24 protein-coding genes are annotated in these 25,485 nt (G+C 71.8%); 14 read left to right on the top strand and 10 right to left on the bottom strand.

Annotated elements, in window-relative coordinates; all coding sequences use genetic code 11:
* Positions 1 to 31: 31 nt before the first annotated feature.
* Positions 32 to 1,771, top strand: coding sequence for a hypothetical protein (locus ACIBQ8_RS22935; protein ID WP_397192912.1), 1,740 nt, complete (start codon positions 32 to 34; stop codon positions 1,769 to 1,771).
* On the opposite strand, the gene ACIBQ8_RS22930 is transcribed toward ACIBQ8_RS22935, so the two are convergent.
* Together ACIBQ8_RS22930 and ACIBQ8_RS22925 are read right to left on the bottom strand one after the other, a co-directional pair.
* Entirely contained in the window at positions 1,754 to 2,257 is a 504-nt protein-coding gene (locus tag ACIBQ8_RS22930) for a hypothetical protein (protein ID WP_397192911.1), read from the bottom strand. The two genes, ACIBQ8_RS22935 and ACIBQ8_RS22930, sit on opposite strands and share 18 nt — an antisense overlap.
* Before the next feature lie 124 nt (positions 2,258 to 2,381).
* On the bottom strand, positions 2,382 to 2,981 hold the full coding sequence (locus ACIBQ8_RS22925) for a TetR/AcrR family transcriptional regulator (protein WP_397171268.1): 600 nt from the start codon (positions 2,979 to 2,981) through the stop codon (positions 2,382 to 2,384).
* Positions 2,982 to 3,072: 91 nt separating this feature from the next.
* Here ACIBQ8_RS22925 and ACIBQ8_RS22920 point away from each other — a divergent pair, with 91 nt between their 5' ends.
* The 3 genes from ACIBQ8_RS22920 (at position 3,073) to ACIBQ8_RS22910 (ending at position 5,350) form a co-directional block, all read left to right on the top strand.
* Positions 3,073 to 4,245, top strand: coding sequence for a cytochrome P450 (locus ACIBQ8_RS22920; protein ID WP_397192910.1), 1,173 nt, complete (start codon positions 3,073 to 3,075; stop codon positions 4,243 to 4,245).
* Between the two features lie 6 nt (positions 4,246 to 4,251).
* Positions 4,252 to 4,443 carry a (4Fe-4S)-binding protein gene (locus ACIBQ8_RS22915; protein WP_357705325.1) on the top strand — a complete coding sequence of 64 codons (192 nt, stop codon included), beginning with the start codon at positions 4,252 to 4,254 and terminating at the stop codon, positions 4,441 to 4,443.
* A 520-nt stretch (positions 4,444 to 4,963) separates the two neighbouring features.
* On the top strand, positions 4,964 to 5,350 hold the full coding sequence (locus tag ACIBQ8_RS22910; protein WP_352322609.1) for an SAV_6107 family HEPN domain-containing protein: 387 nt from the start codon (positions 4,964 to 4,966) through the stop codon (positions 5,348 to 5,350).
* 389 nt (positions 5,351 to 5,739) lie between these two features.
* Here ACIBQ8_RS22910 and ACIBQ8_RS22905 read toward each other — a convergent pair whose 3' ends face one another.
* From ACIBQ8_RS22905 to ACIBQ8_RS22870, 8 genes are all read right to left on the bottom strand, one after another.
* The gene (locus tag ACIBQ8_RS22905; RefSeq protein ID WP_026214021.1) at positions 5,740 to 6,234 is read right to left on the bottom strand and encodes a transcriptional regulator; all 495 of its coding nucleotides are present in this window, start codon (positions 6,232 to 6,234) and stop codon (positions 5,740 to 5,742) included.
* A gap of 300 nt (positions 6,235 to 6,534) precedes the next feature.
* Complete coding sequence (locus tag ACIBQ8_RS22900; protein WP_397171272.1) at positions 6,535 to 7,401, bottom strand: universal stress protein; 867 nt, start codon at positions 7,399 to 7,401, stop codon at positions 6,535 to 6,537.
* Between the two features lies 1 nt (position 7,402).
* The gene (locus ACIBQ8_RS22895) at positions 7,403 to 8,824 is read right to left on the bottom strand and encodes an amino acid permease (RefSeq protein WP_397171274.1); all 1,422 of its coding nucleotides are present in this window, start codon (positions 8,822 to 8,824) and stop codon (positions 7,403 to 7,405) included.
* Positions 8,825 to 8,833: 9 nt separating this feature from the next.
* On the bottom strand, positions 8,834 to 9,769 hold the full coding sequence (arcC, locus tag ACIBQ8_RS22890) for a carbamate kinase (RefSeq protein WP_397171276.1): 936 nt from the start codon (positions 9,767 to 9,769) through the stop codon (positions 8,834 to 8,836).
* Complete coding sequence (gene argF, locus ACIBQ8_RS22885) at positions 9,770 to 10,774, bottom strand: ornithine carbamoyltransferase (RefSeq protein WP_364331553.1); 1,005 nt, start codon at positions 10,772 to 10,774, stop codon at positions 9,770 to 9,772. It abuts the gene before it with no gap.
* A gap of 43 nt (positions 10,775 to 10,817) precedes the next feature.
* Positions 10,818 to 12,062 (bottom strand): arginine deiminase, encoded by a 1,245-nt coding sequence (locus tag ACIBQ8_RS22880; protein ID WP_397171278.1) that lies wholly within the window; start codon positions 12,060 to 12,062, stop codon positions 10,818 to 10,820.
* Positions 12,059 to 13,474: an amino acid permease gene (locus ACIBQ8_RS22875; protein WP_397192909.1), complete on the bottom strand. Its 1,416-nt coding sequence runs from the start codon at positions 13,472 to 13,474 to the stop codon at positions 12,059 to 12,061. The genes ACIBQ8_RS22880 and ACIBQ8_RS22875 overlap by 4 nt, the downstream gene beginning before the upstream one ends.
* Before the next feature lie 105 nt (positions 13,475 to 13,579).
* Entirely contained in the window at positions 13,580 to 13,795 is a 216-nt protein-coding gene (locus tag ACIBQ8_RS22870) for a DUF3040 domain-containing protein (protein ID WP_397171281.1), read from the bottom strand.
* Between the two features lie 226 nt (positions 13,796 to 14,021).
* Between ACIBQ8_RS22870 and pyrR the strand changes: the two genes are divergently transcribed.
* From pyrR to gmk, 10 genes are all read left to right on the top strand, one after another.
* Positions 14,022 to 14,567: a bifunctional pyr operon transcriptional regulator/uracil phosphoribosyltransferase PyrR gene (gene pyrR / locus ACIBQ8_RS22865; protein ID WP_364331544.1), complete on the top strand. Its 546-nt coding sequence runs from the start codon at positions 14,022 to 14,024 to the stop codon at positions 14,565 to 14,567.
* Positions 14,564 to 15,481: an aspartate carbamoyltransferase catalytic subunit gene (locus ACIBQ8_RS22860; protein ID WP_352353188.1), complete on the top strand. Its 918-nt coding sequence runs from the start codon at positions 14,564 to 14,566 to the stop codon at positions 15,479 to 15,481. The genes pyrR and ACIBQ8_RS22860 overlap by 4 nt, the downstream gene beginning before the upstream one ends.
* A complete protein-coding gene (locus ACIBQ8_RS22855; protein WP_397171283.1) occupies positions 15,478 to 16,773 on the top strand; it encodes a dihydroorotase in 1,296 nt (431 codons plus the stop codon). The genes ACIBQ8_RS22860 and ACIBQ8_RS22855 overlap by 4 nt, the downstream gene beginning before the upstream one ends.
* Positions 16,770 to 17,876: a glutamine-hydrolyzing carbamoyl-phosphate synthase small subunit gene (carA, locus tag ACIBQ8_RS22850; RefSeq protein WP_397192908.1), complete on the top strand. Its 1,107-nt coding sequence runs from the start codon at positions 16,770 to 16,772 to the stop codon at positions 17,874 to 17,876. Before ACIBQ8_RS22855 ends, carA begins: the two co-directional genes overlap by 4 nt.
* On the top strand, positions 17,863 to 21,150 hold the full coding sequence (carB, locus tag ACIBQ8_RS22845) for a carbamoyl-phosphate synthase large subunit (protein WP_397171287.1): 3,288 nt from the start codon (positions 17,863 to 17,865) through the stop codon (positions 21,148 to 21,150). The genes carA and carB overlap by 14 nt, the downstream gene beginning before the upstream one ends.
* 37 nt (positions 21,151 to 21,187) lie before the next feature.
* Positions 21,188 to 22,039, top strand: a complete 852-nt coding sequence (locus tag ACIBQ8_RS22840) for a dihydroorotate dehydrogenase electron transfer subunit (protein WP_352322596.1) — start codon at positions 21,188 to 21,190, stop codon at positions 22,037 to 22,039.
* Positions 22,029 to 23,006 carry a dihydroorotate dehydrogenase gene (locus tag ACIBQ8_RS22835; RefSeq protein WP_352353184.1) on the top strand — a complete coding sequence of 326 codons (978 nt, stop codon included), beginning with the start codon at positions 22,029 to 22,031 and terminating at the stop codon, positions 23,004 to 23,006. The genes ACIBQ8_RS22840 and ACIBQ8_RS22835 overlap by 11 nt, the downstream gene beginning before the upstream one ends.
* The gene (gene pyrF, locus ACIBQ8_RS22830) at positions 23,003 to 23,701 is read left to right on the top strand and encodes an orotidine-5'-phosphate decarboxylase (protein WP_397171289.1); all 699 of its coding nucleotides are present in this window, start codon (positions 23,003 to 23,005) and stop codon (positions 23,699 to 23,701) included. The genes ACIBQ8_RS22835 and pyrF overlap by 4 nt, the downstream gene beginning before the upstream one ends.
* A gap of 747 nt (positions 23,702 to 24,448) precedes the next feature.
* Positions 24,449 to 24,772 carry an integration host factor, actinobacterial type gene (gene mihF, locus ACIBQ8_RS22825; RefSeq protein WP_020541698.1) on the top strand — a complete coding sequence of 108 codons (324 nt, stop codon included), beginning with the start codon at positions 24,449 to 24,451 and terminating at the stop codon, positions 24,770 to 24,772.
* A gap of 121 nt (positions 24,773 to 24,893) precedes the next feature.
* Positions 24,894 to 25,481, top strand: coding sequence for a guanylate kinase (gene gmk, locus ACIBQ8_RS22820; protein ID WP_352353665.1), 588 nt, complete (start codon positions 24,894 to 24,896; stop codon positions 25,479 to 25,481).
* Positions 25,482 to 25,485: the final 4 nt, after the last annotated feature.

The following is a 25,485-nucleotide window of genomic DNA, read 5'->3' as shown; positions in this document are numbered from 1 at the left end:
CTGGACTTCCCCCGACTTGAGGGGGAATTCCATGACGACGACGTTCGTCGAGCGTGTTCCGGCTCCTGCCCCGCGCATGCGGCGCAGGGGCCGGTCGCGTTCGTGGTGGTTGCCGGCGATCGGGTGGGTGGCGCAGGTCGCGCTGCGGCTGTGGTTGTTCCGGCAGCACGCCGGGCCCGTGGCCAACCCGGACGAGACCGGATACCTGATCGCCGCCCGCTGGCTGGCCGGCGGGCCCGGGGCGGATCTGACCGGTTTCACCTTCTACCAGGGCGGATACGCGCTGCTGCTGGCGCCGGTGTTCTGGTTCACGTCGGACCCGGCGGTGGCCTACCGGCTGGTCGTCGCGGTGGGGTCGATGGTGGCGGCGGGGGCGTTCCCGCTGGCGTACCTGCTGCTGCGGCGGCTGGGGACGGGGCCGCGGGCGGCGATGGCGGCGGCGTTCGCGGGCGGGTTGTCGCCGTCGCTGCTGCTGTTCTCGGGGCTGGCGCTGGCCGACGCGGTCCTGCCCACCCTGATCCTGGCCTGGCTGGTCGCGCTGCACGACCTCGTGGCCAGGGGGTCGGTCAGGGCGGGGGCGCTGGCGGGCGGCCTGGCGGGGTACGCCATGGCGGTGCACCTGCGCGGCACCGTCGTCCTGGCGGTGACCCTGCTGGCGATGGCGGGGATGCTCATCGCCCGCCGCAGGGGCGCGGCGGGGACGTTCTTCGCGTGCCGCAGGGGTGCGGCGGCCGGGCTGGTGGCGGCCTTGGCGGCGGCGGGGGCGGCGACGGTGCTCAACCGGGCGTTGTCCGCGGCGCTGTACCCGGGCGGGCCGCGTGACCTGTCCGGCCTGCTGGCCGAGCGGGTGAGCGGCCTCGACGGGCAGGCGTGGGCGCTGGCGGGGGCGGCCGGGCAGCTCTGGTACCTGATCGCCGCGACCTGGGGGCTGGCCGGGGTCGGGCTCGCGGGCGCCGTCGCCGTCGTGGCCAGGCGGTCGACGCCGGGGCCGCGGCGCGTGCTCGCGGCCGTCCTGCTGGCCACGACCCTGGGCATCGCCTACGCCTCCTCGGCCGCGCTCCCCGACGAGCACCGGATCGGCAACTACGCCTACGGCCGCTACCTGGCCTGCGTGGCGCTCGCCTGGACCCTGGCCGGGCTGCTCGTGCTGGCCAGGGCCGGCCGCGGGGCCGTCGTCCGGCACGCGCTCGCGGCGGCCGGGCTGCTCGCGGCGACCGGCGGCGTGGTGGTCTGGTACGCGGGGGACCGGCTCCAGCGGTACGCGTTCATCGCCTTCGACTTCCCCGAGGTGATCTTCCTCAGCCGGGTGCGTGACTCCTTCGACCTGGTCGCCGCCTCCCTCGCGGCGCTCGCCCTGCTGGCGGGCCTGGCGGGCGCGGCCCTGCTGACCGCCCGCGGGGGGTGGCCGGGGGTCCTGGCCGTGCTGGCGGCGGTCAACCTGGTCTTCGCCGCCGACCTGGCGCCGAAGTCGGCGCCGGCCGCGCCCGCCGCCGGGTCCGACTGGCTGCCCGTCCTCACGGGCCCGGGACGGGTGGGAGTGGACCGGCGGGTGCCGTGGAACGTCCGGGCCGTCCTGGCCTACCGCGTCTCCTGGACCGAGGCCGAGCTCTACGACGGCACGCCGCCGGCCGGCGTCTGCACCGCCGTCGTCCCGCCCGGCTCTGGGCCGGCGCCCGCGGGGTGGGCCGCGACCGGCGCGGGCGGCGCCCGCCAGGGCTGGACCACCTGGGTCAGCGACCGCTGCCCCGGCGGGTCAGCGCGGGGGCGGTGACACCCTCCGGGCCGCGGTGTGCGCGCGGACCATGCCCACGGCCTGGGCCAGGGCCGCCACCAGCAGAAGCAGGGCCGACACATACTGGTACGGCGGGAGCGCGTCGGCGAAGGCCGGATGGTCGTAGAACCCGGCCAGCCGCGGCACGGGGTTGTAGACGGCCGCCGCCAGCCCGAGCGCGTACGGCAGGATGAGCACGCCCGACGACACCAGCAGCACGCCGCGCCCCCGGGCCGCCCGGCGCAGCAGCAGGCCCACCACGGCGATCCCCGCGGTCGCGACGCCCGCCACCAGCGCGACGCCCCTGACGATCCACCACAGGTCCGAGCCCAGCGACGTCAGGCCGCCGGAGACGATCCGGTCGGCCGGGCCGGCGCCCTGCGCCCCCGACGCCGTGCGCAGGGCCGCGTAGTTGAGGGCCGCGTACGCCGCCGTCAGAACCGGCCCCGACAGCAGCAGGACGACAGTGCCCGTCCGTTCTCGCACCGATCCCCCTCACGCGGCCGTTCCCGTACGGCCGGTCCGTCGTCCGCCGCCCGCGCCGACAGCCTGTCAGACGCGCGCCGTCACCCGCCACCCGCGGCCGTGCCGGGGGATCGGCGGGGGCGGGTCAGCGGGGGAGGCCGTGGAGGGCGATGTCGGCGGCCCGGCGGGCGGCGTCGCGGGCCTGCTCCATCGGGAGGCCGTCGTTGAGCGTGGTCATCACGGCCAGCTTCACCGCGCCGATCAGCGACCCCACGGCCGCCGCCGCCTCCACCCGGTCGAGCCGGCCGGGATAGGCCGCCGACAGGGCCTCGGCCAGCCGGAGCTGGCTGTCGAACAGCAGGTGCAGCGCCCGCGCCTGGAGGGGCGGCTCGCGCATGATGAGGTCGAGGCGCAGCGCCGTGAGCTCCGACCAGGTGTCGCGGCCGTCGTCCGTCGTCGAGAGCGTGTCCTCGATGAAGGCGCGCAGCAGGTCGGCGGGCGGCTGTCCGGGGGCGGGCGCGGACAGGAACGCCAGCGCGCGCTCGATCTGGTGCTCGGAGTCGTAGAACAGCACGTCCTCCTTGCTGGCGAAGTAGCTGAAGAAGGTGCGCGTGGAGACCTCGGCGGCGGCGGCGATCTCCGCCAGCGTGGTCTCCTCGTAGCCCTTCTCGCCGAACAGCCGGAGCGCGCCCTCGATCAGCGCCCGGCGCGTGCGCTGCTTCTTGCGCTCCCGCAGTCCTACCATGACGGAACTCTACACCGATATACGAATTTCATGCATTGAAGTTTTGCATCGGTTGAGGTTTTCTGGGAGGTGAGCTCGGAAGGGAGCCAGCATGTCCGACCTGACCTTTCCCATCGCCCGCCGGCGGCCGTTCGATCCGCCGGAGGAAGCCGCGGCCCTGCGACAACAGGGCACCATGCACCGCCTGACCTTCGCCGACGGCCACCTCGGCTGGCTGGTCACCGGCTACTCGGCCGCCCGCGCGATCCTGGCCGACCCGCGCTTCAGCAACCGTCCTGAGCGGCTGCACCCCGTCGTGCCCGCTCGAGTGCAGCTCCAGCGGGAACTGCCGCCCGGGTTCTTCCTGCGCATGGACGCACCCGAGCACACGCGCTACCGCAAGCTGCTCATGGGACAGTTCACCGTCCGGCGGATGAAGGCGCTCGAACCCAGGATCGAGGAGATCACCCACTCCTGCCTCGACGCCATGCAGGCCGCCGGGCCGCCCGCGGACCTGGTGCAGTCCTTCGCGCTGCCGATCCCGTCTCTGGTGATCTGCGAGCTGCTCGGGGTGCCGTACGAGGACCGCGCGGTGTTCCAGGAGGAGACCAGGATCCTGGTCAACCTGGAGACCAAGGCCGACGACGCCCTGGCCGCGTTCACCAGGATCGGGGCGTACCTGTCGGAGCTGATCGGGCGCAAGCGGGCCGAGCCGGCCGACGACCTGCTCAGCGGGCTCGTCGGGGAGCTGAACCACGAGGAGCTGACCGGGGTCGCGTTCCTGCTCCTGCTGGCCGGGCACGAGACGACCGCCAACATGCTGGGGCTGGGCACGTACGCGCTGCTCACCAACCCCGACCAGCTCGCCGCCATGCGCGACGACCCCTCGGTGGTGGACAACGGTGTGGAGGAGCTGCTGCGCTACCTCACCATCATCCACATCGGCCCGGTGCGCAGCGCCCTGGAGGACGTCGAGATCGAGGGCCACCTGGTCAGGGCGGGCGAGTCGATCGCCCTCCACCTGCCCACCGTGAACCGCGACCCCTCCCGCTTCCAGGACGCCGACCGCCTCGACGTCCACCGGCCGGTCGGCGGGCACCTGACGTTCGGCCACGGCATCCACCAGTGCCTCGGGCAGCAGCTCGCCCGGGCCGAGATGCGCATCGCGTACCCGGCGCTGCTGCGCCGCCTGCCTGGCCTACGCTTGGCCGTAACGCCTGAGGAGGTGCCGATGCGTTCGGACATGAGCGTCTACGGAGTGCACCGCCTCCCTGTCACTTGGTAGGTCACGATGAAGATCACAGCGGATACGACGGTGTGCATCGGGGCGGGCATGTGCGCCCTGACGGTGCCGGAGGTGTTCGACCAGAGTGAGGACGAGGGCACGGTGGTGCTGCTGCGCGAGGTGCCCGAGGAAGGGCAGGAGGAGGCGGTGCGGCGCGCGGTGTCCCTGTGCCCGTCGGGGGCCATCTCCGTCTCCTGAGCCGCCGTCTCGTCCGGTCCGGCCGTCCCGCCGCCGCCACCTTCCCCGGTGGCGGCGGCTTTGCGCGTTCCGGGCGGCGATCATGTCCGAACGGAGGGACGTCACGGGACGGATCGATCGTTTCGCTCCATGGTCATCGAACCTGTGTTCGTGGAACAGGTTGACACCGAGCGTGATCGAAATTATGTTCGACCTAGTGGCGGTGAGGCTCGCGGCTCAACGTCACCCAAGGGCCTGGCCGCGGCCGTTCGCTTCCCCAAGCGATTCCCGCGGCCAGGCTCCACGGGCGAAGGGCGCGTCCTCGTCGTCGGCGGAGACGAGTGGGCGTGTCCTGGCCGGACGGGGAGAGGGGAAGCTCCTCGTCCGGCCGGCCCGGCGGAAATGTCGGTGGCGTCTGAGAGTGTTGGCCTCACCGGCGGAGACGCCGGCCGCCGCCCACGACTCCAAGGAGGCGCGCAAGATGGCACCACGGCCTAGAGAAACGCCCGGGCCCCGGCTGTCGCCTGCGGTTCGGGCACACTTGACCGATTCACGTTCCTGCCTGGCGGAGGCGACCGCCGCTCGCACCCCGGCATCCCGATATGTGGCCGCCCATCTGGCGGCTCTTCGTGCGGCTGCGGCGATCCTGGCCGCCCGTCCCCGTCCCATGGAGGGCCGCAGGCGCCGTCTGCGCAGCGCGTGGGAGCTGCTGCCCGAGGCCGAGCCGCACCTCGCCGAGTGGGCCGCCTACTTCTCCGTGAGCGCCGCCAAGCGCGCGGCCGCGGAGGCGGGCGTCGTCCGCGGCATCAGCGCGGCCGACGCCAGTGAGATCCTGGCCGAGGCCGAGACGTTCGTCTCGACCGTGGAAGACCTGCTCGGCGTCCCCGCCCAGCCCCAGCTTCCGGTGGACGTGCCGCTGGCGGGCTGACCCCGCCGCCCGGCTCTCCAGGCGACGCCGCCGCGCGGAAGAGCGCGGGTGGCGGGGTCTAACAAAGCCGATGAACGTAAGCAAGGCGGCTGTCACTGACACGCGTGCCCAAAAGGGGGCAGGGGACCGTCCGCAACGCCTGCGGGGCGGTATGCGGCTCCCGTGCTGCCTCGAGGGCGTCTTTGCCGGCTCTCTGTCGGGCCGGTGGGGCTCCGGTTCGTCGGCCCCATTGGCCTGTCGGGGTGCGTGAGGGCCGGGGAATCGGTTTTGGGGATTCGGTGGGGGTAAATGTCGCGTTCGCCGAGGTAATTGAAAGTTCATTTTGGGGCGGTACGACGGAGGGCCCGCCAGGGGAATTGGCGGGCCCTTCGGGGGTGAAGCGGTGGGTTCTAGAACGACTCGACGGCCCGGCGCGCCTCGGCGTCGAGCACACCCCAGCTGATGAGCTCCTCGGTCAACTCGCTGGGCGACTTGTCATAGATCACAGCCAACGAACGCAGGTCCTCCTGGCGGATCGACAGGACCTTGCCGTTGTAGTCGCCACGCTGGCTCTGAATGGTGGCGGCGTAACGGGCAAGCGCTCCGGCCTTCTCCTTCGGCAGTGTCGCCAGGCGCTCCAGGTCGATCACAAGCTTGGGAGTGGGCCCGAGCGGGCTCGGCGCGGCGCCTCCGGGCAGCAGCTCGGAGACGGGCACCCCGTAGAAGTCGGCAAGCTCGGCAAGTTTCTGCACGGTGACAGCTCGGTCGCCACGCTCGTAAGAGCCCACGACCACGGCTTTCCACCTGCCGCGCGACTTCTCTTCGACTCCATGCAGGGACAGGCCCTGCTGGGTGCGGATGGCGCGGAGTCGTGCACCCAGCGACTTTGCGTACTCAGACGGCATCGTGTGGCCCCCCGGCTCTCGTATGTATCGCTCTTAGTAGATTGTGCTCCCTTGCGGCATATGCCCCAGCCACCGGGGGGTACGGTGCCAGGCTCGGCACCATCGGTAGCCGTGGCCCTGGGTTTACCCCAGAACGCCGCGCGGTGTGGTTACGCACAGTGACGGTAAAGGGGTGGGAGCCTAAGGTCAAGCTGATTGGAAAAAAGATGCCGAATCCGGTCCGGGAGGGAACGCAACAAACGCCCCTCTTGTACCGATGGCAACACTACTTCGTCATAGTTTGACGAGTGAAATCGAGCGTCAGGTCTCGCGGGTCAGAATCATGACCGGGCAGGTCGCGGCCTGGACGATCTTGATGGACGTGTCGCCCAGGAAGACCCGGCGCAGCGGCCCGGCGTCGCTGGAGGCGCACACCAGCAGCTCTCCCGGCAGCCACGTGGTCGTGCCGAGCGCCTGTGCCACGTTCCGGCCCTCCAGGAGCTCCACCTCGACCTGGAGCCTGCGCCGCTGCCCCCGCGCCGCCGCCCGCAGGTCCGCGGCGGCCTGGTCGCGCAGCCGTACGAGCATGTCCTCCTCGACCTGGACGCGGCGGCCGGTCCTGACCACCAGGGTGACCAGCCGCAGCGGGATGTCCAGGGTGACCGCGGCCTTGGCCGCGCCCCGGACGGCGGCGTCGGCGCCGGGCCCGCGGCGGTAGGCGACGGTGATGCGCTCGAACGCGGCCGGCGGGTCGTCGCCGTAGCCGCGCGGGGCGAGCAGCACGGGCACCGGCGAGGAGTGCAGGAGCTGGTCGGCGGTGCTGCCGACGGTGATGCGCGACCGGGTGCCGCCGGGCGCGGAGCCGATGACCACGACGTCGGCGCCGCGCCTGCGGGCCACCTCCACCAGGCCGCGCCCGCTGCCCTTGTTGGTGTGGCGGACGTATTCCGCCTGGTCGCCGGCCAGCTCGCGGGCCTGCGCCAGCGCGGCCTCGGCCTGCTCGCGCAGATAGGAGCGCCAGGCGCCCTCATCGGCGCGGGCGGGGCCCGGCGTGGTCGTCACGGGCGGCTGGACGGTCGCGACCGTCAGGCTGCCCCCGGTCTGCCGGGTCAGCACGACGGCCAGCGCGAGCCCGTCCCCGCCGCGCGGCTCGGCGATGTACCCGGCCAGCACCTTGTCGAACTTCATGTCACCGCACCTCGGCATTCAGCCGTGAATGCCTGTAGCCGTACAGGAAATAGCAGATCAGGCCGACCAGCATCCACAGGCCGAAGGCGGCCCACGTGACGCCGGCCAGCCCGGCCATCACGATGACGCAGAAGACCGCGCCGAGCGCCGGGGTGAGGGGGAAGAGCGGCGTGCGGAAGCTGCGCGGCAGCTCCGGGCTGCGGTAGCGCAGGACCAGCACGCCGACGTTGACGATGAGGAAGGCGAACAGCGTGCCGATGCTGGTGGCCTCGGCGAGCTGGCCGAGCGGCACCAGCCCGGCCAGGACCGAGATGAACAGGGCCACGATCAGCGTGTTGGCGACCGGCACCTGGTGGCGCGGGTTCACCCGCTGGAAGATCCGGGGGATGAGCCCGTCGCGGGACATCGCGAACAGGATGCGGGTCTGGCCGTAGATGACGGTGAGCACGACGCTGGCGATGGCGATCACCGCGCCGAAGGAGACGATCATGCCCGGCCAGGCGGCGCCGGTGGCCTGGTCGACGATCTGCGACAGGCTCGCCTCGGTGCTCTCCGGGTCGAACTCGGTCCACGGCTTGGCCCCGACGGCGGCCACGGCGACCAGGACGTACACGGCGGTGACGATGAGCAGGGACAGCAGGATGGCCAGGGGCAGGTCGCGCTTGGGGTTCCTGGCCTCCTCGCCGGCGGTGGAGGCGGCGTCGAAGCCGATGTAGGAGAAGAACACCTGCGAGGCGGCCGCGGTGATGCCGGCCACCCCGAGCGGCGCGAACGGGGTGAAGTTCCCGGCCTGGAACGCCGTGAACGCCACCACGCAGAAGAACACCAGCACCGCGATCTTGATCAGCACGAACACCGCGTTGGCGGTGGCCGACTCCGAGGCCCCGTAGAGCAGCAGCCAGGTGGCCAGGAGCACGATGAGGATCGCGGTGACGTTGACCACGCCGCCGTCCTGGCCGGGGGAGCGGGTGACGGCCTCGGGCAGCGTCCAGCCGAACAGGCTGCGCAGGAACGCGTTGAGGTACTCGCCCCAGCCCACGGCCACGGCCGCGACGGACACGGCGTACTCCAGCATGAGGCACCAGCCGCACACCCAGGCCACCAGCTCGCCCAGCGTCGCGTACGCGTAGGAGTAGGACGACCCGGACACCGGGATCGTCCCGGCCAGTTCGGCGTACGACAGGGCCGAGAACAGCGCCGTGACGGCCGCCAGCACGAACGCCAGCACCACCGCCGGGCCCGCCTTGGGCACCGCCTGGCCGAGGATGACGAAGATGCCGGTGCCCAGCGTGGCGCCCACGCTGAACAGCGTGAGCTGCCACAACGTCATCGTGCGCCGCAGCTCGCCGCCCTCGCCCTGCCCGCCCTCGGCCACGATGCGCTCGGTCGGCTTGGTGCGCAGCAGCCGTGCGGCCAGTGTCACGTCGGTCTCCTAGAGGGTGCTCGTCAACGGCCACATCCCGTTGGGCGTGACAATCGTGCCCGCGGAACCGGCGAGTATGTCCTTGGCCTCGTCCAGCCTGCCGATGGCGGCCATGTCGCCGGTCGTCTCGACGAACCGGCACACCGCCTCCACCTTCGGCCCCATCGACCCGGCCGGGAAGCGCAGGCCGCGCAGCTCGTGCGGGGTGGTGCAGGCGATCTCGCGCTGGTCCGGGGCGCCGAAGTCGCGGTACACCCGCGGGACGTCGGTCAGGATGAGGAAGGCGTCGCACTCCAGCGCCTCGGCCAGCATCGAGGCGGTCAGGTCCTTGTCGATGACGGCCTCGACGCCGGCGAGCCGGCCGCGGGCGTCCCGCACGACCGGGATGCCGCCGCCGCCCGCGCAGACCACCACGACGCCCTCGCGGATCATCTTGCGGATCAGCCGGGTCTCCACGATGCGCTGCGGCGCGGGGGAGGGGACGACGCGGCGCCAGTGGTCGCCGTCGGGCTTGACGGTCCAGCCGTACTCGGCGGCCAGCTTGCGGGCCTCGTCCTCCTCGTAGATCTGGCCGACGAACTTGGTGGGGTCGTCGAAGGCCGGGTCGACGGCGCTGACCAGGGTCTGGGTGACCATGGCGAGCACCTGCCGGCCGGGCAGGGCGTTCTGCAGCGCCTGCTGCATCCAGTAGCCGAGCATGCCCTGCGTCTGCGCGCCGAGCGTGTCGAAGGGGTAGGGCCGGCTCAGGTTGGGGTCCGCGGCGCTCTCCAGCGCCAGCATGCCGACCTGGGGGCCGTTCCCGTGGGTGATGACCAGCTCGTGCTCGCCGGCCAGCTGTGCCAGCGTCCTGACGGCGGTGGCGATGTTGTCCCTCTGCACGTCGGCGTCCGGCTTCTGGCCGCGCTTGAGCACCGCGTTGCCGCCGAGTGCGACGATGACCCGCATTCAGTCCCCCAGGGTTGCGACCATGACCGCTTTGATGGTGTGCAGCCGGTTCTCGGCCTCGTCGAAGACGATGGAGCGCGGCGACTCGAAGACCTCGTCGGTCACCTCCAGCGCCTCCAGGCCGGTCCTGGCGTGGATGTCGGCGCCGACGCCGGTCTCCCGGTTGTGGAAGGCGGGCAGGCAGTGCATGAACTTCACGTCCGGATTGCCGGTGGCCCGGACGACGTCGTCGTTCACCTGGTACGGCAGCAGCAGCTCGATCCGCTCGTCCCACACCTCCTTCGGCTCGCCCATCGAGACCCACACGTCGGTGTAGAGGAAGTCGGCGCCCCTGACGCCCTCGGCCACGTCCTCGGTGATGGTGATCCGGGCGCCGGTGGACCGGGCCAGCTCCTCGGCGGGCCGCACCGCGAGGTCCCGGTCGGGCCGCAGCGCCGCCGGGGTGACCAGCCGGATGTCCAGGCCGAGCAGCGCGCCGGTGACCAGCAGCGAATGGCCGGTGTTGTTGCGGGCGTCCCCCAGGTAGGCCAGGGACACCTCGCGCAGCGGCTTGTCGCTGTGCTCCTGGACGGTGAGCATGTCGGCCAGCATCTGCGTGGGGTGCCACTCGTCGGTCAGGCCGTTCCACACCGGCACGCCGGACAAGGCCGCCAGGTCCTCGACGTAGGACTGCTTGCTGCCCCGGTACTCGATGCCGTCGAACATCCGGCCCAGCACCCGCGCGGTGTCCCTGACCGACTCCTTGTGCCCGATGTGCGAGCCGGCCGGGTCGAGGTAGGTGACGTGCGCCCCCTGGTCGTGGGCGGCCACCTCGAACGCGCAGCGGGTGCGGGTGGAGGTCTTCTCGAAGATGAGCGCGATGTTCTTGCCCTTGAGCCGCTGCCGTTCGATCCCGGCGTACTTGGCGGCCTTCAGCTCCGCCGACAGGTGCAGCAGGAAGCCGAACTCCTCCGGCGTGAAGTCAAGTTCCTTGAGGAAACTGCGGTTGCGCAGGTTGAACGCCATGTCGCCCCTTCCTGTGGCCGCCCGGGTGCCGGCCGGACGTCCGCTAGATGCCGTCGCGCTCCAGCGGGCAGCTCATGCACCGCGGGCCGCCGCGCCCTCTGCCGAGCTCGCTGCCCCGGATGGTGATGACCTCGATGCCGTTGTCGCGCAGGTGGTTGTTCGTGGTGGTGTTGCGCTCGTAGGCGATGACGACGCCCGGCTCGACGGCCAGGCCGTTGCAGCCGTCGTCCCACTGCTCGCGTTCGGCGGCGTACACGTCCTGGTGGGGGGTCAGGACGGTGATGTCGTCCATGTCGAGGGCGTGGGCGATGGCCTTGTGCATGTCCTGGGGCGGGTGGTCGGTGACCCTCAGCTCCTTGGAGGTCTCGCCCGGCTCGATGGTGTACGCCGGCAACATCCCGAGCCCGGCGTACTTGGTGAACACCCCGACGTCGAGCATGGTCATGACCGTGTCGAGATGCATGAACGCGCGCGCCTTCGGCATGTCCAGCGCCACGATCCGGTTCGCCGACCCGGCGGCGAACAGCCGCTGGGCCAGCATCTCGACCGCCTGCGGCTGGGTGCGCTCGCTCATCCCGACCAGCACCGCGCCGCGCCCGATGACCAGCACGTCGCCGCCCTCCAGGGTCGCCGGCGCCATCGCGTGGCCGGGCAGCCAGCAGTGGAAGCCGCCCTCGTAGGGCCGGTCGAAGCCGGCGGCGAACATGGGGTGGAACCGGTAGACGGCCTCCAGGTTGACCGTCTCGCGCATGCGGGCCTTCTTGCGCATCGCGTTGATCGACACGCCGTCGTAGATCCAGCAGGAGGTGTCGCGGGTGAACAGGTGGTTGGGCAGCGGCGGCAGGACGAAGTCGTCGTCGGCGGTGGTGTGGAAGGCCACCGACTTGGGGTCGCAGCCCATCGCGACGAGCTCGCGCTTGGTGATGCCGCCGGTCAGGTGCATCTGGAGGGTGCCGGCGTCCATGCCGTCGAGGGTGTTGCGGATGTCGTCGATGGCGGTCGGGCCGAGCCAGCGTTCGTCGATGACCGCGTCCAGGATGTGCTTGCGGGCCTCGGGGATGTCGACCACGTCGCGCAGGAGGTCGGCCAGCATGTGGACGACGATGCCGCGGCCGCGCAGCACCCGCTCGAACTCCTCGTGCTCCTCCACCGCGCGCTGCACCCAGAGCACGTCGTCGAACAGGAAGGCGTCCTTGTTGCTGGGGGTCAGCCGCTTGAGGGCCAGCTCCGGCTTGTGCAGCAGGACCTGGCGCAGTCGGCCGACCTCTGAATCGACATGAAAGGTCATTTTTCAGATATCCCCTCAGCGCGGCGGACATCACGCGGGCCGTAGTCGCCGTGCCTGGCCTTCAGCCAGATGTAGACGGGCACGCCGACCAACAGCATCAGCGTCCCGCCGAGCACGGCGGGGGGCCCAGAGCCGTACGCCATCCAGAACGAGAACAGCAGCGCGAGCAGCGCGACGGCCAGGTCGCGGGCCAGCCGCCCGCGGTCGATCCGCCGCTCCCGGGTGACCAGCCAGAACAGCTGCGCGGCGGCCGAGAAGAAGTAGGGGATGACCGTGGTGAAGGAGGCCAGCAGCACGATCGTGTCGAAGGCGTTGGCGGAGGCGTAGCCCACCAGCAGCATGAGCGAGGTCAGGACGGTCCCGGCCAGGATGCCCGTCAGGGGCGCGCCGCGGCGGGAGACCGCGGAGAAGGCGGGCGGGAACATGCCGTCCTTGGCGGCGGCCAGCGGCATCTCGGCGACCAGCAGCGTCCACCCGTTGAGCGCGCCGATGCCGGAGACGACGGCGCACGCCGCCATGAGCAGCCCGCCGCCGGTGCCGCCGAACATGTGGTCCAGCGCCGCGGCGAAGGGCGCGGTGGACCCGACCAGCTCCTCCTGCGGCACGGTGCCCATGACGGCGACCGTGCTGAGGATGTACATGACGGCGCAGGCCAGCACGCCGATGACGCTGGCCCGGCCGATGGTGCGGACCGGGTCCTTGACCCGGTCGGCCGCGATGGCGGCGCTCTCCACGCCCGAGTAGATGAACAGCGTGACCGCCCCCGCCAGGGAGACGGCCGACACCCAGCCGCCTCCGCTGGCGTTGAACGGCGGGTAGTTGTCCTTGTGCACGAAGAACAGGCCCACGATCGCCACGAACAGCAGCGGCGTGAACTTCAGGACCGTGGTGACCACCTGGAAGGCCGCCGCGTTGCGCACGCCGGCCAGGTTGACCACGGCCGGGATCCACAGCCCGGTCAGGCCGATGAGGATCGCGCCGAGCGTGCTGCCCCAGTCGACCCCGAGCAGCCCGTGGGCCAGGTACTGGACGTAGCCCACCCAGGCCACGGCGATGGCCGCGTTGCCGATCCACGCGGTCAGCCAGAACGACCAGGCGATCCAGAACCCGGCGAACTCCCCGAACGCCTCGCGGGCGTAGGCGTAGGGGCCGCCCGCCGCCGGGACGCGCCCGCCCAGGCGGCCGAAGACGATCGCCATCGCGATGGCGCCCGCGGTGACCAGGACCATGGAGACCAGGCTCACCGTGCCGAACGCGGCCAGCGAGGCGGGCAGCAGGAAGATGCCGGTGCCCACGACGTTCCCCATGACCAGCGCGACAGCCGCGCCGAGGCCGAGGCCGCCCGCCACCGCCGGGCGCCTCCCGCGCGCCGCCGTGGTCACGCCTTCCGAGGGCGGACGTGGTTCCCCCATGCGTGCCCCCCGCGCGAGTCCCCAGGAAGAGCCGCCGCCGAGCGCGTACGGCCCTCGGGGACGTGCCCTACGGGAAGGACGCCGACACGCGGGGTCGCGGGGGTTTTACCTGATCACGGCGTGCGGCAGGGGGCCGGGTGAACCGGTCAGCAGCAGCACGACGGCGAACACCGCCAGGCACAGCGCCATCAGCGCCAGCGGCCAGGCCAGCGACGCGGGGGCGCCGTGCCGGGACATGGCCGCGTACAGCTCGGGGTCCTCGTCCCTGACCTGCCGGGCGATGGCCTTGAGCACCGACCGCTCGCGTGCCGACAGCGCCATGTGAAACCTCCCCCGAGAAGACTTAGAGCAGGTTTTATACCTGTATGTCGGTAATTGCCAAATTCGCCGGGCCGGCCTGCCCGAACGGCCGGCCGGGACGTCCGCCACACCCGGACGGCAGGGCGGGGCGCTCACGTTGTACCAGGTAGCCCCTGGTACTGTGTGTCCCGACCAACACCCTTTTAAGACCCGTCCCGTGAGGCGGGAAAGGTGGTGAGATCCCTCCATGTCCGATTCCAGGGCCGTGCTCGAAGGCCCGGACATCCACCGGGCGCTGACCCGGATCGCGCACGAGATCCTCGAACGCACCAAGGGCGCCGGTGACGTAGTCCTCCTCGGCATCCCCACCCGCGGCGCCACGCTCGCCCGCCGGCTCGGCGACCGCGTCGAGCAGTTCGAAGGGCTCAAGATCCCCGTCGGCTCGATCGACATCACCATGTACCGCGACGACCTGCGCCGCGGCCCCGTCCGCCCGCTCGGGCGCACCGAGCTGCCGCCCGACGGCATCGACGGCAAGGTGGTCGTCCTCGTCGACGACGTGCTCTACTCCGGCCGCACCGTCCGCGCCGCGCTCGACGCGCTCAACGACCTCGGCCGCCCGACCGCCGTGCAGCTCGCCACGCTGGTCGACCGCGGCCATCGCGAGCTGCCCATCCGCGCCGACTACGTGGGCAAGAACCTGCCCACCGCCAAGAGCGAGAAGGTCAAGGTCTACCTCTCCGAGATCGACGACCGCGACGCCGTCCTGCTCATGAAGGAGGACGACCGATGAACCGGCACCTCATCTCGGCGGGCGACCTGACCAAGGACGACGCGCTGCTCATCCTCGACACCGCCGAGGAGCTGGCCAGGGTCTCGGAACGATCCATCAAGAAGCTGCCCACGCTGCGCGGCCGCACGGTGGTCAACCTGTTCTTCGAGGACTCCACCCGCACCAGGATCTCCTTCGAGGCGGCGGCCAAGCGCCTGTCGGCCGACGTCATCAACTTCTCGGCCAAGGGGTCGAGCGTGTCCAAGGGCGAGTCGCTCAAGGACACCGCGCTCACCCTGGAGGCCATGGGCGCCGACGCCGTCGTCATCCGCCACGGCTCCTCCGGCGCGCCGCACCGGCTGGCCGGCTGGGTGCGCGGCAGCGTCGTCAACGCCGGCGACGGCACCCACGAGCACCCCACGCAGGCGCTGCTCGACGCCTTCTCGATGCGCCGCCGCCTCGGCGGGCTCGACGGCCGCCGGGTCACCATCGTCGGCGACGTGCTGCACAGCCGGGTCGCCCGCTCCAACGTGCTGCTGCTCAACACGCTCGGCGCCGAGGTCACCCTCGTCGCGCCGCCCACGCTGCTGCCCGTCTCGGTCGGCACCTGGCCGTGCGAGGTGTCCTACGACTTCGACGCCGTGCTGCCCAAGTCCGACGCGGTCATGATGCTCCGGGTGCAGAAGGAGCGGATGAACGCCGCCTACTTCCCCAGCGAGCGCGAGTACTCCCGCCGCTACGGCCTCGACCGCGACCGCTTCGCCAAGATGCCGGACGAGGCCATCGTCATGCACCCCGGGCCGATGAACCGGGGCATGGAGATCGCCGCCGAGGTGGCCGACTCGCCGCGCTCCACCATCGTGGAGCAGGTCGCCAACGGCGTGACCATCCGCATGGCCGTCCTGTACCTGCTGCTCGGGGGAGAGATCCAGTGATCATCAAGAACGTGCGGATCCTCGGCGGGGAGCCGGTGGACCTCCGGATCGCCGACGGGCGCGTCGCCGAGATCGGCGCCGGCCTCGACGCCGGCCCCGGCGGCGAGAGCGTCGACGGCGGCGGCGCGATCGCGCTGCCCGGCCTGGTCGACCTGCACACCCACCTGCGCGAGCCCGGCCGCGAGGACGCCGAGACCGTCCAGACCGGCACCCAGTCCGCGGCCCGCGGCGGCTACACCGCCGTGCACGCCATGGCCAACACCTCGCCCGTCGCCGACACCGCCGGCGTGGTCGAGCAGGTGTGGCGGCTCGGCCGCGAGTTCGGCCACTGCGACGTGCAGCCGGTCGGCGCGGTGACCGTCGGCCTGGAGGGCAGGCAGCTCGCCGAGCTCGGCGCGATGGCCGACTCGGCCGCCCGGGTCCGGGTCTTCTCCGACGACGGCAAGTGCGTCAGCGACGCCGTGCTGATGCGCCGCGCCCTGGAGTACGTCAAGGCGTTCGACGGCGTCGTCGCCCAGCACGCCCAGGAGCCCAGGCTCACCGAGGGCGCCCAGATGAACGAGGGCGTCGTCTCCGGCAGGCTCGGCCTGACCGGCTGGCCGGCCGTGGCCGAGGAGGCGATCATCGCCCGCGACTGCCTGCTGGCCGCGCACGTCGGCTCCCGCCTGCACGTCTGCCACGTCTCCACCGCCGGCTCGGTCGAGATCATCCGCTGGGCCAAGTCCAAGGGCTGGAACGTCACCGCCGAGGTCACCCCTCACCACCTGCTCCTCACCGATGACCTCGTCGAGGAGTCCCCGGTCGGCGCCTACAACCCGATCTACAAGGTCAACCCGCCGCTGCGCACGCACGCCGACGTCCAGGCGCTGCGCGCCGCGCTGGCCGACGGCACGATCGACGTCGTCGCCACCGACCACGCCCCGCACCCGGTCGAGGACAAGGAGACCGAGTGGCCGGCCGCGGCCATGGGCATGATCGGCCTGGAGACCGCGCTGAGCGTCGTCCAGGAGGCCATGGTCGAGACCGGGCTGCTCGACTGGGCCGGGGTCGCCGAGCGCATGTCGATCACCCCCGCCCGCATCGGCCGCCTGTCCGGCCACGGCCGTCCGCTGGAGCCGGGCGCGCCGGCCAACATCACGCTGTACGACCCGTCGGCCCGCACCGAGGTGGACCCCTCCGCCTACGCCTCCAAGAGCAGGAACACCCCGTACGAGGGGATGACGTTGCCCGGCCGGGTGGTCGCCACGTTCCTGCGCGGCACGCCGACCGTTCTCGAAGGGAAGCTGGTTTGAACACCGCGGTGCTCGTCCTGGAAGACGGCCGCGTCTTCCACGGAACTCCTTACGGCGCCGAAGGCGAGACGTTCGGCGAGATGGTCTTCAACACCGGCATGACCGGCTACCAGGAGACCCTCACCGACCCCTCCTACCACCGGCAGATCGTCGCCATGACGGCCCCGCACATCGGCAACACCGGCGTCAACGACGAAGACCCCGAGTCGGGCCGCGTCTGGGTCGCCGGGTACGTCGTGCGCGAGCCGTCCAGGGTCGTCTCCAACTGGCGGGCCGACCGCTCGCTCGACGACTACCTCAAGCAGCAGGGCGTGGTCGGCATCGCCATCACCGGCACCCGCGCCCTGACCCGCCACCTGCGCGAGCGCGGCGCGATGCGGGCCGGCATCTTCTCGGCCCCCTCCGCGACGGTCGAGGAGCTCGTCGAGCGGGTGCGGCGCGCGCCCGCCATGGAGGGCGCCGACCTGGCCGCCGAGGTGGCCACCGCCGAGCCGTACGTCGTGCCGGCGGTCGGCGACAAGCGCTTCACCGTCGCCGCCGTGGACCTCGGCATCAAGGGCATGACCCCGCACCGGATGGCCGAGCGCGGCTGCGAGGTGCACGTGCTGCCCGCCACGGCCACGTACGAGCAGATCATGGCGGTCGGGCCCGACGGCGTGTTCTTCTCCAACGGCCCCGGCGACCCCGCCACCGCCGACGTGTCGGCGCTGCGGAGGGTGCTGGAGGCCGGCGTGCCGTTCTTCGGCATCTGCTTCGGCAACCAGCTCTTCGGCCGGGCGCTCGGGCTGTCCACGTACAAGCTGCGCTACGGCCACCGCGGCGTCAACCAGCCGGTCCAGGACGTGCGCACGGGCAAGGTCGAGATCTCGGCCCACAACCACGGGTTCGCCGTCGAGGCGCCGATCGGCGAGCCGTTCGAGACCCCCTACGGCCCGGCCGAGGTCAGCCACGTCAACCTCAACGACCGGTGCGTGGAGGGCCTGCGCCTGCTCGACGGGCGCGCCTTCAGCGTCCAGTACCACCCCGAGGCCGCCGCGGGGCCGCACGACGCCGCTTATCTCTTCGACGAGTTCTGTGAGGTCATGAGCCGTGCCCAAGCGTGAGGACATCCGGTCGGTCCTGGTGATCGGCTCCGGCCCGATCGTGATCGGCCAGGCGTGCGAGTTCGACTACTCGGGCACGCAGGCCTGCCGCGTGCTGCGGGCCGAGGGCTTCCGCGTCATCCTGGTCAACAGCAACCCGGCCACGATCATGACGGACCCCGAGTTCGCCGACGCCACGTACGTCGAGCCGATCACCCCCGAGTACGTCGAGAAGATCATCGCCAAGGAGCGCCCCGACGCGCTGCTGCCCACGCTGGGCGGCCAGACCGCGCTGAACACCGCGGTCGCGCTGCACGAGTCGGGCGTGCTGGAGAAGTACGAGGTCGAGCTGATCGGCGCCGACTTCGACGCGATCCAGGCGGGCGAGAACCGGGAGAAGTTCAAGGAGATCGTCGCCAAGGTCGCCCGCGAGCACGGGCTCAACGCCGAGTCGGCCAGATCGGTCATCTGCCACACGATGGAGGACTGCCTGGCCGCCGCCGGCGAGCTGGGCTACCCGCTGGTCGTCCGGCCCAGCTTCACCATGGGCGGCGTCGGCTCCGGCTTCGCCTACGGCGAGGACGACCTGCGCCGCATCGCCGGCGCCGGCCTCGACGCCTCGCCGACCACCGAGGTGCTCCTGGAGGAGTCCATCCTCGGCTGGAAGGAGTACGAGCTGGAGGTCATGCGCGACAAGGCGGACAACGTCGTCATCGTGTGCTCCATCGAGAACATCGACCCGATGGGCGTGCACACCGGCGACAGCGTCACCGTCGCGCCCGCGCTGACCCTGACCGACCGCGAGTACCAGAACATGCGCGACGTGGCCATCGCGGTCATCCGCGAGGTCGGCGTGGACACCGGCGGCTGCAACATCCAGTTCGCCGTCGACCCGCGCACCGGGCGCATGATCGTCATCGAGATGAACCCGCGCGTCTCCCGCTCCAGCGCGCTGGCCTCCAAGGCCACCGGCTTCCCGATCGCCAAGATCGCCGCCAAGCTGGCCATCGGCTACACCCTCGACGAGATCCCCAACGACATCACCAAGGAGACCCCGGCCTCCTTCGAGCCGACCCTCGACTACATCGTGGTCAAGGTGCCGCGCTTCGCCTTCGAGAAGTTCCGCGGGGCCGACCGCACGCTGACCACGCACATGAAGTCCGTCGGCGAGGCCATGGCCATCGGCCGCTCCTTCACCGAGGCGCTGCAGAAGGCGCTGCGCTCGCTGGAGAAGAAGGACTCCGCCTTCACCTGGGCCGGGCCCGTCCAGGACAAGGACGAGCTGCTGGCGGCCTGCCGCACCCCGCACGACGGGCGGCTGCGCACGATGCAGCAGGCCGTGCGCGCGGGCGCGACCGCGGCCGAGCTGTTCGAGGCCACCAGCGTCGACCCCTGGTTCCTCGACCAGCTCCTGCTGCTGGAGGAGGAGGCCCAGGAGATCGCCGCCGCGCCCGAGCTCACCGCCGACGTGCTGACCCGCGCCAAGCACCACGGCTTCTCCGACGTGCAGATCGCCGAGCTCCGCGGCGTCGAGGAGGCCCACGTGCGCGGCCTGCGGCACGCGCTCGGCGTGCGGCCGGTCTACAACACCGTCGACACCTGCGCCGCCGAGTTCGCCGCCAGGACGCCGTACCTGTACTCCACCTACGACGAGGAGACCGAGGTCCCCTCCGGCGAGCGGGAGAAGGTCATCATCCTCGGCTCCGGGCCCAACCGCATCGGGCAGGGCATCGAGTTCGACTACGCGTGCGTGCACGCCTCCTTCGAGCTGTCGCGGGCCGGGTTCGAGACCGTCATGGTCAACTGCAACCCCGAGACCGTCTCGACCGACTACGACACCTCCGACCGGCTCTACTTCGAGCCGCTCACGCTGGAGGACGTCCTGGAGGTCGTGCACGCCGAGCAGCAGACCGGCCCGGTCGTGGGCGTGATCGTGCAGCTCGGCGGCCAGACGCCGCTCGGCCTGGCGCAGGCGCTGAAGGACGCGGGCGTGCCCGTGGTCGGCACCTCGCCCGAGTCGATCCACCTGGCCGAGGAGCGCGGCGCGTTCGGGCGGGTGCTGGCCGAGGCCGGGCTGCCCGCGCCCAAGCACGGCACCGCGCTGACGGTGCCCGAGGCGCTGGAGATCGCCGGGGAGATCGGCTACCCGGTGCTGGTGCGGCCCTCGTACGTGCTCGGCGGGGCCGGCATGGCCATCGTCTACGACGACGAGACGCTGACGACGTACATGGCGGCCCAGGAGGGCGGCCACCCGGTCCTGGTGGACAAGTTCCTCGACGAGGCCATCGAGATCGACGTCGACGCGCTCTACGACGGCCAGGAGCTGTTCCTCGGCGGCGTCATGGAGCACATCGAGGAGGCCGGCATCCACTCCGGCGACTCGGCCTGCGCGCTGCCGCCGCTCACGCTCGGCAGCCACGACGTCAAGCGCATCCGCGCCGCCACCGAGGCCATCGCCGCCGGGGTGGGCGTGCGCGGGCTGCTGAACGTCCAGTACGCCATGTCGGCCGGCGTCCTGTACGTCCTGGAGGCCAACCCGCGGGCCAGCCGTACCGTGCCGTTCGTGTCCAAGGCGACGGCCACGCCGCTGGCCAAGGCGGCGGCCCGGGTGATGCTCGGCTCCTCGATCGCCTCGCTGCGCGCCGAGGGCATGCTGCCGGCCACCGGCGACGGCGGCACGCTGCCGCTGGAGGCGTCCATCGCGGTCAAGGAGGCCGTGCTGCCCTTCAACCGCTTCCGGGGCGTCGACACCGTGCTCGGGCCCGAGATGCGCTCCACGGGCGAGGTCATGGGCATCGACGCGTTCTTCGGCGTGGCGTTCGCCAAGTCCCAGGCCGGGGCCTACGGCGAACTTCCGACCAAGGGACGCGCGTTCGTGTCCGTGGCCAACAGGGACAAGCGTGCGATGATCTTCCCTGTGAAGGCACTGGCCGACCTCGGCTTCGAGATCCTCGCCACCGAGGGCACGGCCGAGGTGCTGCGCCGCAACGGTGTCCATGCCAAGATCGTGCGAAAGCACAGCGAGGGGACCGGGCCCGGAGGTGAGCCTACGAGCGTGCAGGCGATTCTCGACGGCGAGGTGGACCTGATCGTCAACACGCCGTTCGGCAGCCCCGGCCAGTCCGGGCCGCGCCTGGACGGCTACGAGATCCGCACCGCGGCGGTGCTGCGCGGCATCCCGTGCATCACCACCGTCGCGGGGCTGGCCGCGGCGGCGGCCGGGATCCAGGCGATCGTCCGCGGCGACGTCGGCGTGCGGTCACTCCAGGAGCACGCACAGGCACTACGCGGCTGACCCGCGCGGGAGGTGAAGACGACTGGCCGGCACACCTGTGCAGGTGACGGGCACGGTGCTGACGACGCGCCGGGTCGACGCCTACCATGCGCTGACGGTGGTGGCGCCCGGCATCGCCGAGCGTTACCGCCCCGGCCACTTCGTCTCCGTGGCGGTCGGCGGGGCCCACACGTCGATGGTGACGCGCCGCGCGCTGTCCATCCATGACGTCAAGTCCGACTACGGCGGCACGGTCGAGCTCGTCTTCACCGCCGCCGGGCCGGGCACGTCCTGGCTGGCCGAGCGGCGCGCCCGCGACACGCTCGACCTGGTCGGGCCGCTCGGCCGGCCCTTCCCGCTGCCGCGCGACCCGGTCAACTGCGTGCTGGTCGGCGCCGAGTACGGCTCGGCCGTGCTGTTCCCGCTGGCCGACGCGCTGCTGGCGCGCGGCTGCCGGGTCGACTTCGTGCTCGGCGGCGCCGGGGCCGACCGCGTCTTCGGCGCCATGCGGGCCCGCCGCATCGCCGAGACGACGACCCTGACCACCGAGGACGGCTCGCTCGGCCTGCGCGGCAAGGTCACCGACGCGCTGCCCTCGGTGATCGCCGACACCCGGGCCGACGCCGTCTACGCCTGCGCGCCCATGCCGGCGCTGCGGGCGGTGACGGCGGTGGCGATGGAGTTCGACATCCCCGTGCAGGTGGCCGTCGAGGAGCAGATGGCCTGCGGCATCGGGGTGTGCATGACGTGCGTCATCCCCGTCATCGGTGACGACGGCGCGACCAGGATGGTCCGTGCGTGCGCGGAGGGGCCGGTGTTCCGGGGGGAGCGGGTGCGCTTCGAGGACGTGGGAACGATCCCGTTCGACGCGCTCGGCGCCCCCGGAGGCGGTGCACGACATGTCAGTTGATATGCGTACGTTTCTGGCGCACGTCGAGCTGGCGAACCCCGTCACCACGGCCGCCGGCTGCGCGGGCTCCGGACGGGAGCTCGCCCAGTTCTTCGACCTCCACCGGCTCGGCGCGCTGACCACCCGGTCCATCACCATGGCTCCCCGGGCGGGCCGGCCGACCCCGCGCATGGCCGAGACGCCCTCCGGCATGCTCAACGCCGTCGGGCTCCAGGGGCCGGGCATCGAGGCGTTCCTGGAGCGCGAGCTGCCCTGGCTGGCCCAGCGCGGCATCAAGACCATCGTCTCGATCGGCGGCGGCACCGTCGCCGAGTACTCCGAGCTGGCCCGCAGGCTCGCCGACGCGCCCGGGGTGACCGCGCTGGAGGTCAACCTTTCTTGCCCGAACATGGAGGACAGAGGGCGTGTCTTCGCGCGCGAGGGCAGCGCCGCGGCCGAGGTGATCGCCTCGGTGCGCTCCATCATGCGCTACGACGTCCCCGTGGTGGCCAAGCTCGCGCCCGACGTGGCCGACATCGTCTCGGTCGCCCGCGCCTGCGTGGACGCCGGGGCGGACGCCCTGTCCATGATCAACAACCCGCTCGGCATGGCCATCGACACCGAGGCGCTGCGCCCGTCGCTGGCCGCCGTCACCGGAGGGCTGTCGGGGCCCGCCATCCTGCCCCTGGCCGTCCGGTGCGTGTGGCAGGTGCACGCGGCCCTGCCCGGGGTGCCGCTGATCGGCATGGGCGGCGTGATGACCGGCCGGGACGCCTTCCAGCTCATCCTGGCGGGCGCCTGCCTGGTCGGGGTGGGCACCGCGCTGTTCCACGACCCCTACGCGTGCCTGCGCATCGAGCGCGAGCTTGAGGACCTGCTGCGGGCACGCGGCTTCCAACGCCTCGCCGACGCCGTCGGCCTGGCACACCGGCCGCCGGGGAGCGCTCCCCGGCACCTTCTAGTCGACTCCGAGGAGAGCTCCCCTTGACGCCCGCACCCATCGCCGTCGCCCTCGACGCCCCCGACCTGGAGACCGCCGCCAGGTGGGCGAGCCTGGTGACGCCGCACGTCAGCACCATCAAGGTGGGCCTGGAGCTGTACCTGCGCTACGGCCCCGACGTGATCGCCTCCGTGCGCGGCGCCAGCGGCGTCCAGATCTTCCTCGACCTCAAGCTGCACGACATCCCCAACACCGTCGCGGGCGCCGCCAAGGCCGTCTCCCGCCTGCGTCCGGCCATCCTGACCGTGCACGCGGCCGGCGGCGCGGCGATGATCCGGGCCGCGGTCGAGTCCGCCCCGCAGACCAAGATCGCCGCTGTGACGATCCTCACCTCGCTGGACGAGTCCGACCTCGACCGCATGGGCCTGGCCGGACCGGCCGACGAGGCCGTGCGCCGCCTGGCGGCCCTGTCGGTCGAGGCCGGGGCCACGGCGCTGGTGTGCTCGCCCAACGAGGTCGCGGCGGTGCGGGCCGAGGTGGGGCCCGGCATCACCCTCATCACGCCGGGCGTGCGGCCTCAGGGGGCCGACGTCCAGGACCAGGTGCGCGTGGCGACGCCCGAGCAGGCGCTGGCCGACGGGGCCGACCTGCTGGTGATCGGGCGTCCGATCACGGGCGCGGCGGACCCGGGCGCGGCCGCCGCCGCCATCGCCGCCTCACTCCGCCGCACGACCACCTCCTGACCCCGGCGCCCGGGCCACCACCCCGGGCACCCACCCGCGTCCCGCCGGCTCCTGTCCCGGGCGTCCGCCTTCCGTCCGCCGCGCCGGCCCTGGGCTCGGGCATCCGCCTCCAGCTTGCTGCGCCGGTTCTGGGCTCGGGCGTCCGCCTCCGGGCCGCCGTGCCGGCTCCCGGCGCGCGCGTTCTGGCGCGAGGCAGGGGAGGGGTCTCCGCGGCGTGGAGACCCGCCCTCCTCGCAGGCGGAGGCGCGCTTCCGGCGTGCGCTCGGCTGAGCCTCTCCGTGCGGGCGGAGGCGCGCTTCTGGCGTGCGGCGGAGAGGTGCTTGTCCGCGGGGGGCGGGGGCACGAGCTTCGCGTGCGCGGAGGGTGGTTCTCCGTGCGGGCGGGGGCATGGCGGCAGGTGTCGCCGGACCGTTCGCGCAGCCCTCGCTTCACAAGATCGTAATGCATCCGCCGGGCGTTCGCGCACCCTTCCCGATTCTGGTTTCGGTCCTGGTCCGGCCCTGGTTTCGGACATCGGCCGGCATCGCGCCAGCGATCTTCGCCCTGTTCCGGGACGCCGTCCCGAGCGGACGCGCGAAGCGGGAAGTGAGGGCGATTTGATCAGCAGTGTGTAATTTTACGCTCACGGACAGTGATGAAGTGGATTTTGTGAGGAGAGAAACCGCTCTTGACGTTGCTTAGGGGGCGATGACCAGCTAGTTTCCCTTCCCGTCCGAGTACATCGACAGAAATTCGAGGTGACCCGGCGTGGCTCTTCCTCCCCTGACCCCTGAGCAGCGCGCCGCAGCCCTTGAGAAGGCTGCCAAGGCCCGTAAAGAGCGTGCCGAGGTCAAGAACCGGCTCAAGCATGGCGCGGTTTCTCTGGCTGAGGTGCTCAAGGATGGGCAGACCGACGACGTCATCGGCAAGATGAAGGTGTCGGCACTGTTGGAATCGCTCCCCGGCGTGGGCAAGGTCCGCGCCAAGCAGCTCATGGAGCGGCTTGCCATCGCCGAGTCCCGCCGCGTGCGGGGTCTCGGCGCGAACCAGAGGGCTTCCCTCGAGCGCGAGTTCGGTGGCAACGAGAGCTAATCTCTGTTCCACAAGAAAGCGCAGGTTCAACGGGGGGTAGGAAGTGACCGACAGGTCCTGGTCCGGCGAAGCAAGGGCCCACGAGGCAGTCGGATCGGGAGCGAAGGTCGGCTTCCTCCCCCTGAGCAGGAGGCGTCTGACGGTCCTGTCAGGGCCGTCGGGCGTCGGCAAGTCCACGGTCGTCGCCGAGCTCCGGCGGGCACACCCCGAGGTGTGGCTGTCGGTCTCGGTGACCACCAGGAGGCCCCGTCCCGGCGAGGTCAACGGGGTCCACTACTTCTTCGTCGACGGCGCGGAGTTCGACCGCCTGGTCGAGGCCGGCGAGCTGCTGGAGTGGGCCGAGTTCGCGGGCAACCGCTACGGCACCCCGCGCGAGCCGGTGCTGGACAAGCTCGCCCAGGGCGTGCCGACCGTCCTGGAGATCGACCTGGAAGGCGCCAGGCAGGTGCGCACCACCATGCCCGACGCCCTGCTGGTCTTCCTGGCCCCCCCGACGTGGGAGGAGCTGGAGAAGCGGCTGCGCGGCCGCGGCACCGAGCCGGAGGACGTCATCGAGCGCCGGCTCAAGGCCGGACGGGTCGAGATGGCGGCCGAGTCGGAGTTCGACCTCACGCTCGTGAACACGAGTGTCCAAGAAGTGTGCCACCGGCTGATAGCCTTGATGACTGACCCTCAGGGGGTCACCACCACCATCAACCGAGAGGTCTGACAAT

This window comes from Nonomuraea sp. NPDC049646 (assembly GCF_044465525.1).
Classification (GTDB): Bacteria; Actinomycetota; Actinomycetes; order Streptosporangiales; family Streptosporangiaceae; genus Nonomuraea.
The sequence above is the reverse complement of the archived record's forward strand: the minus strand, read 5'-3'. Positions and strand labels throughout refer to the sequence as shown.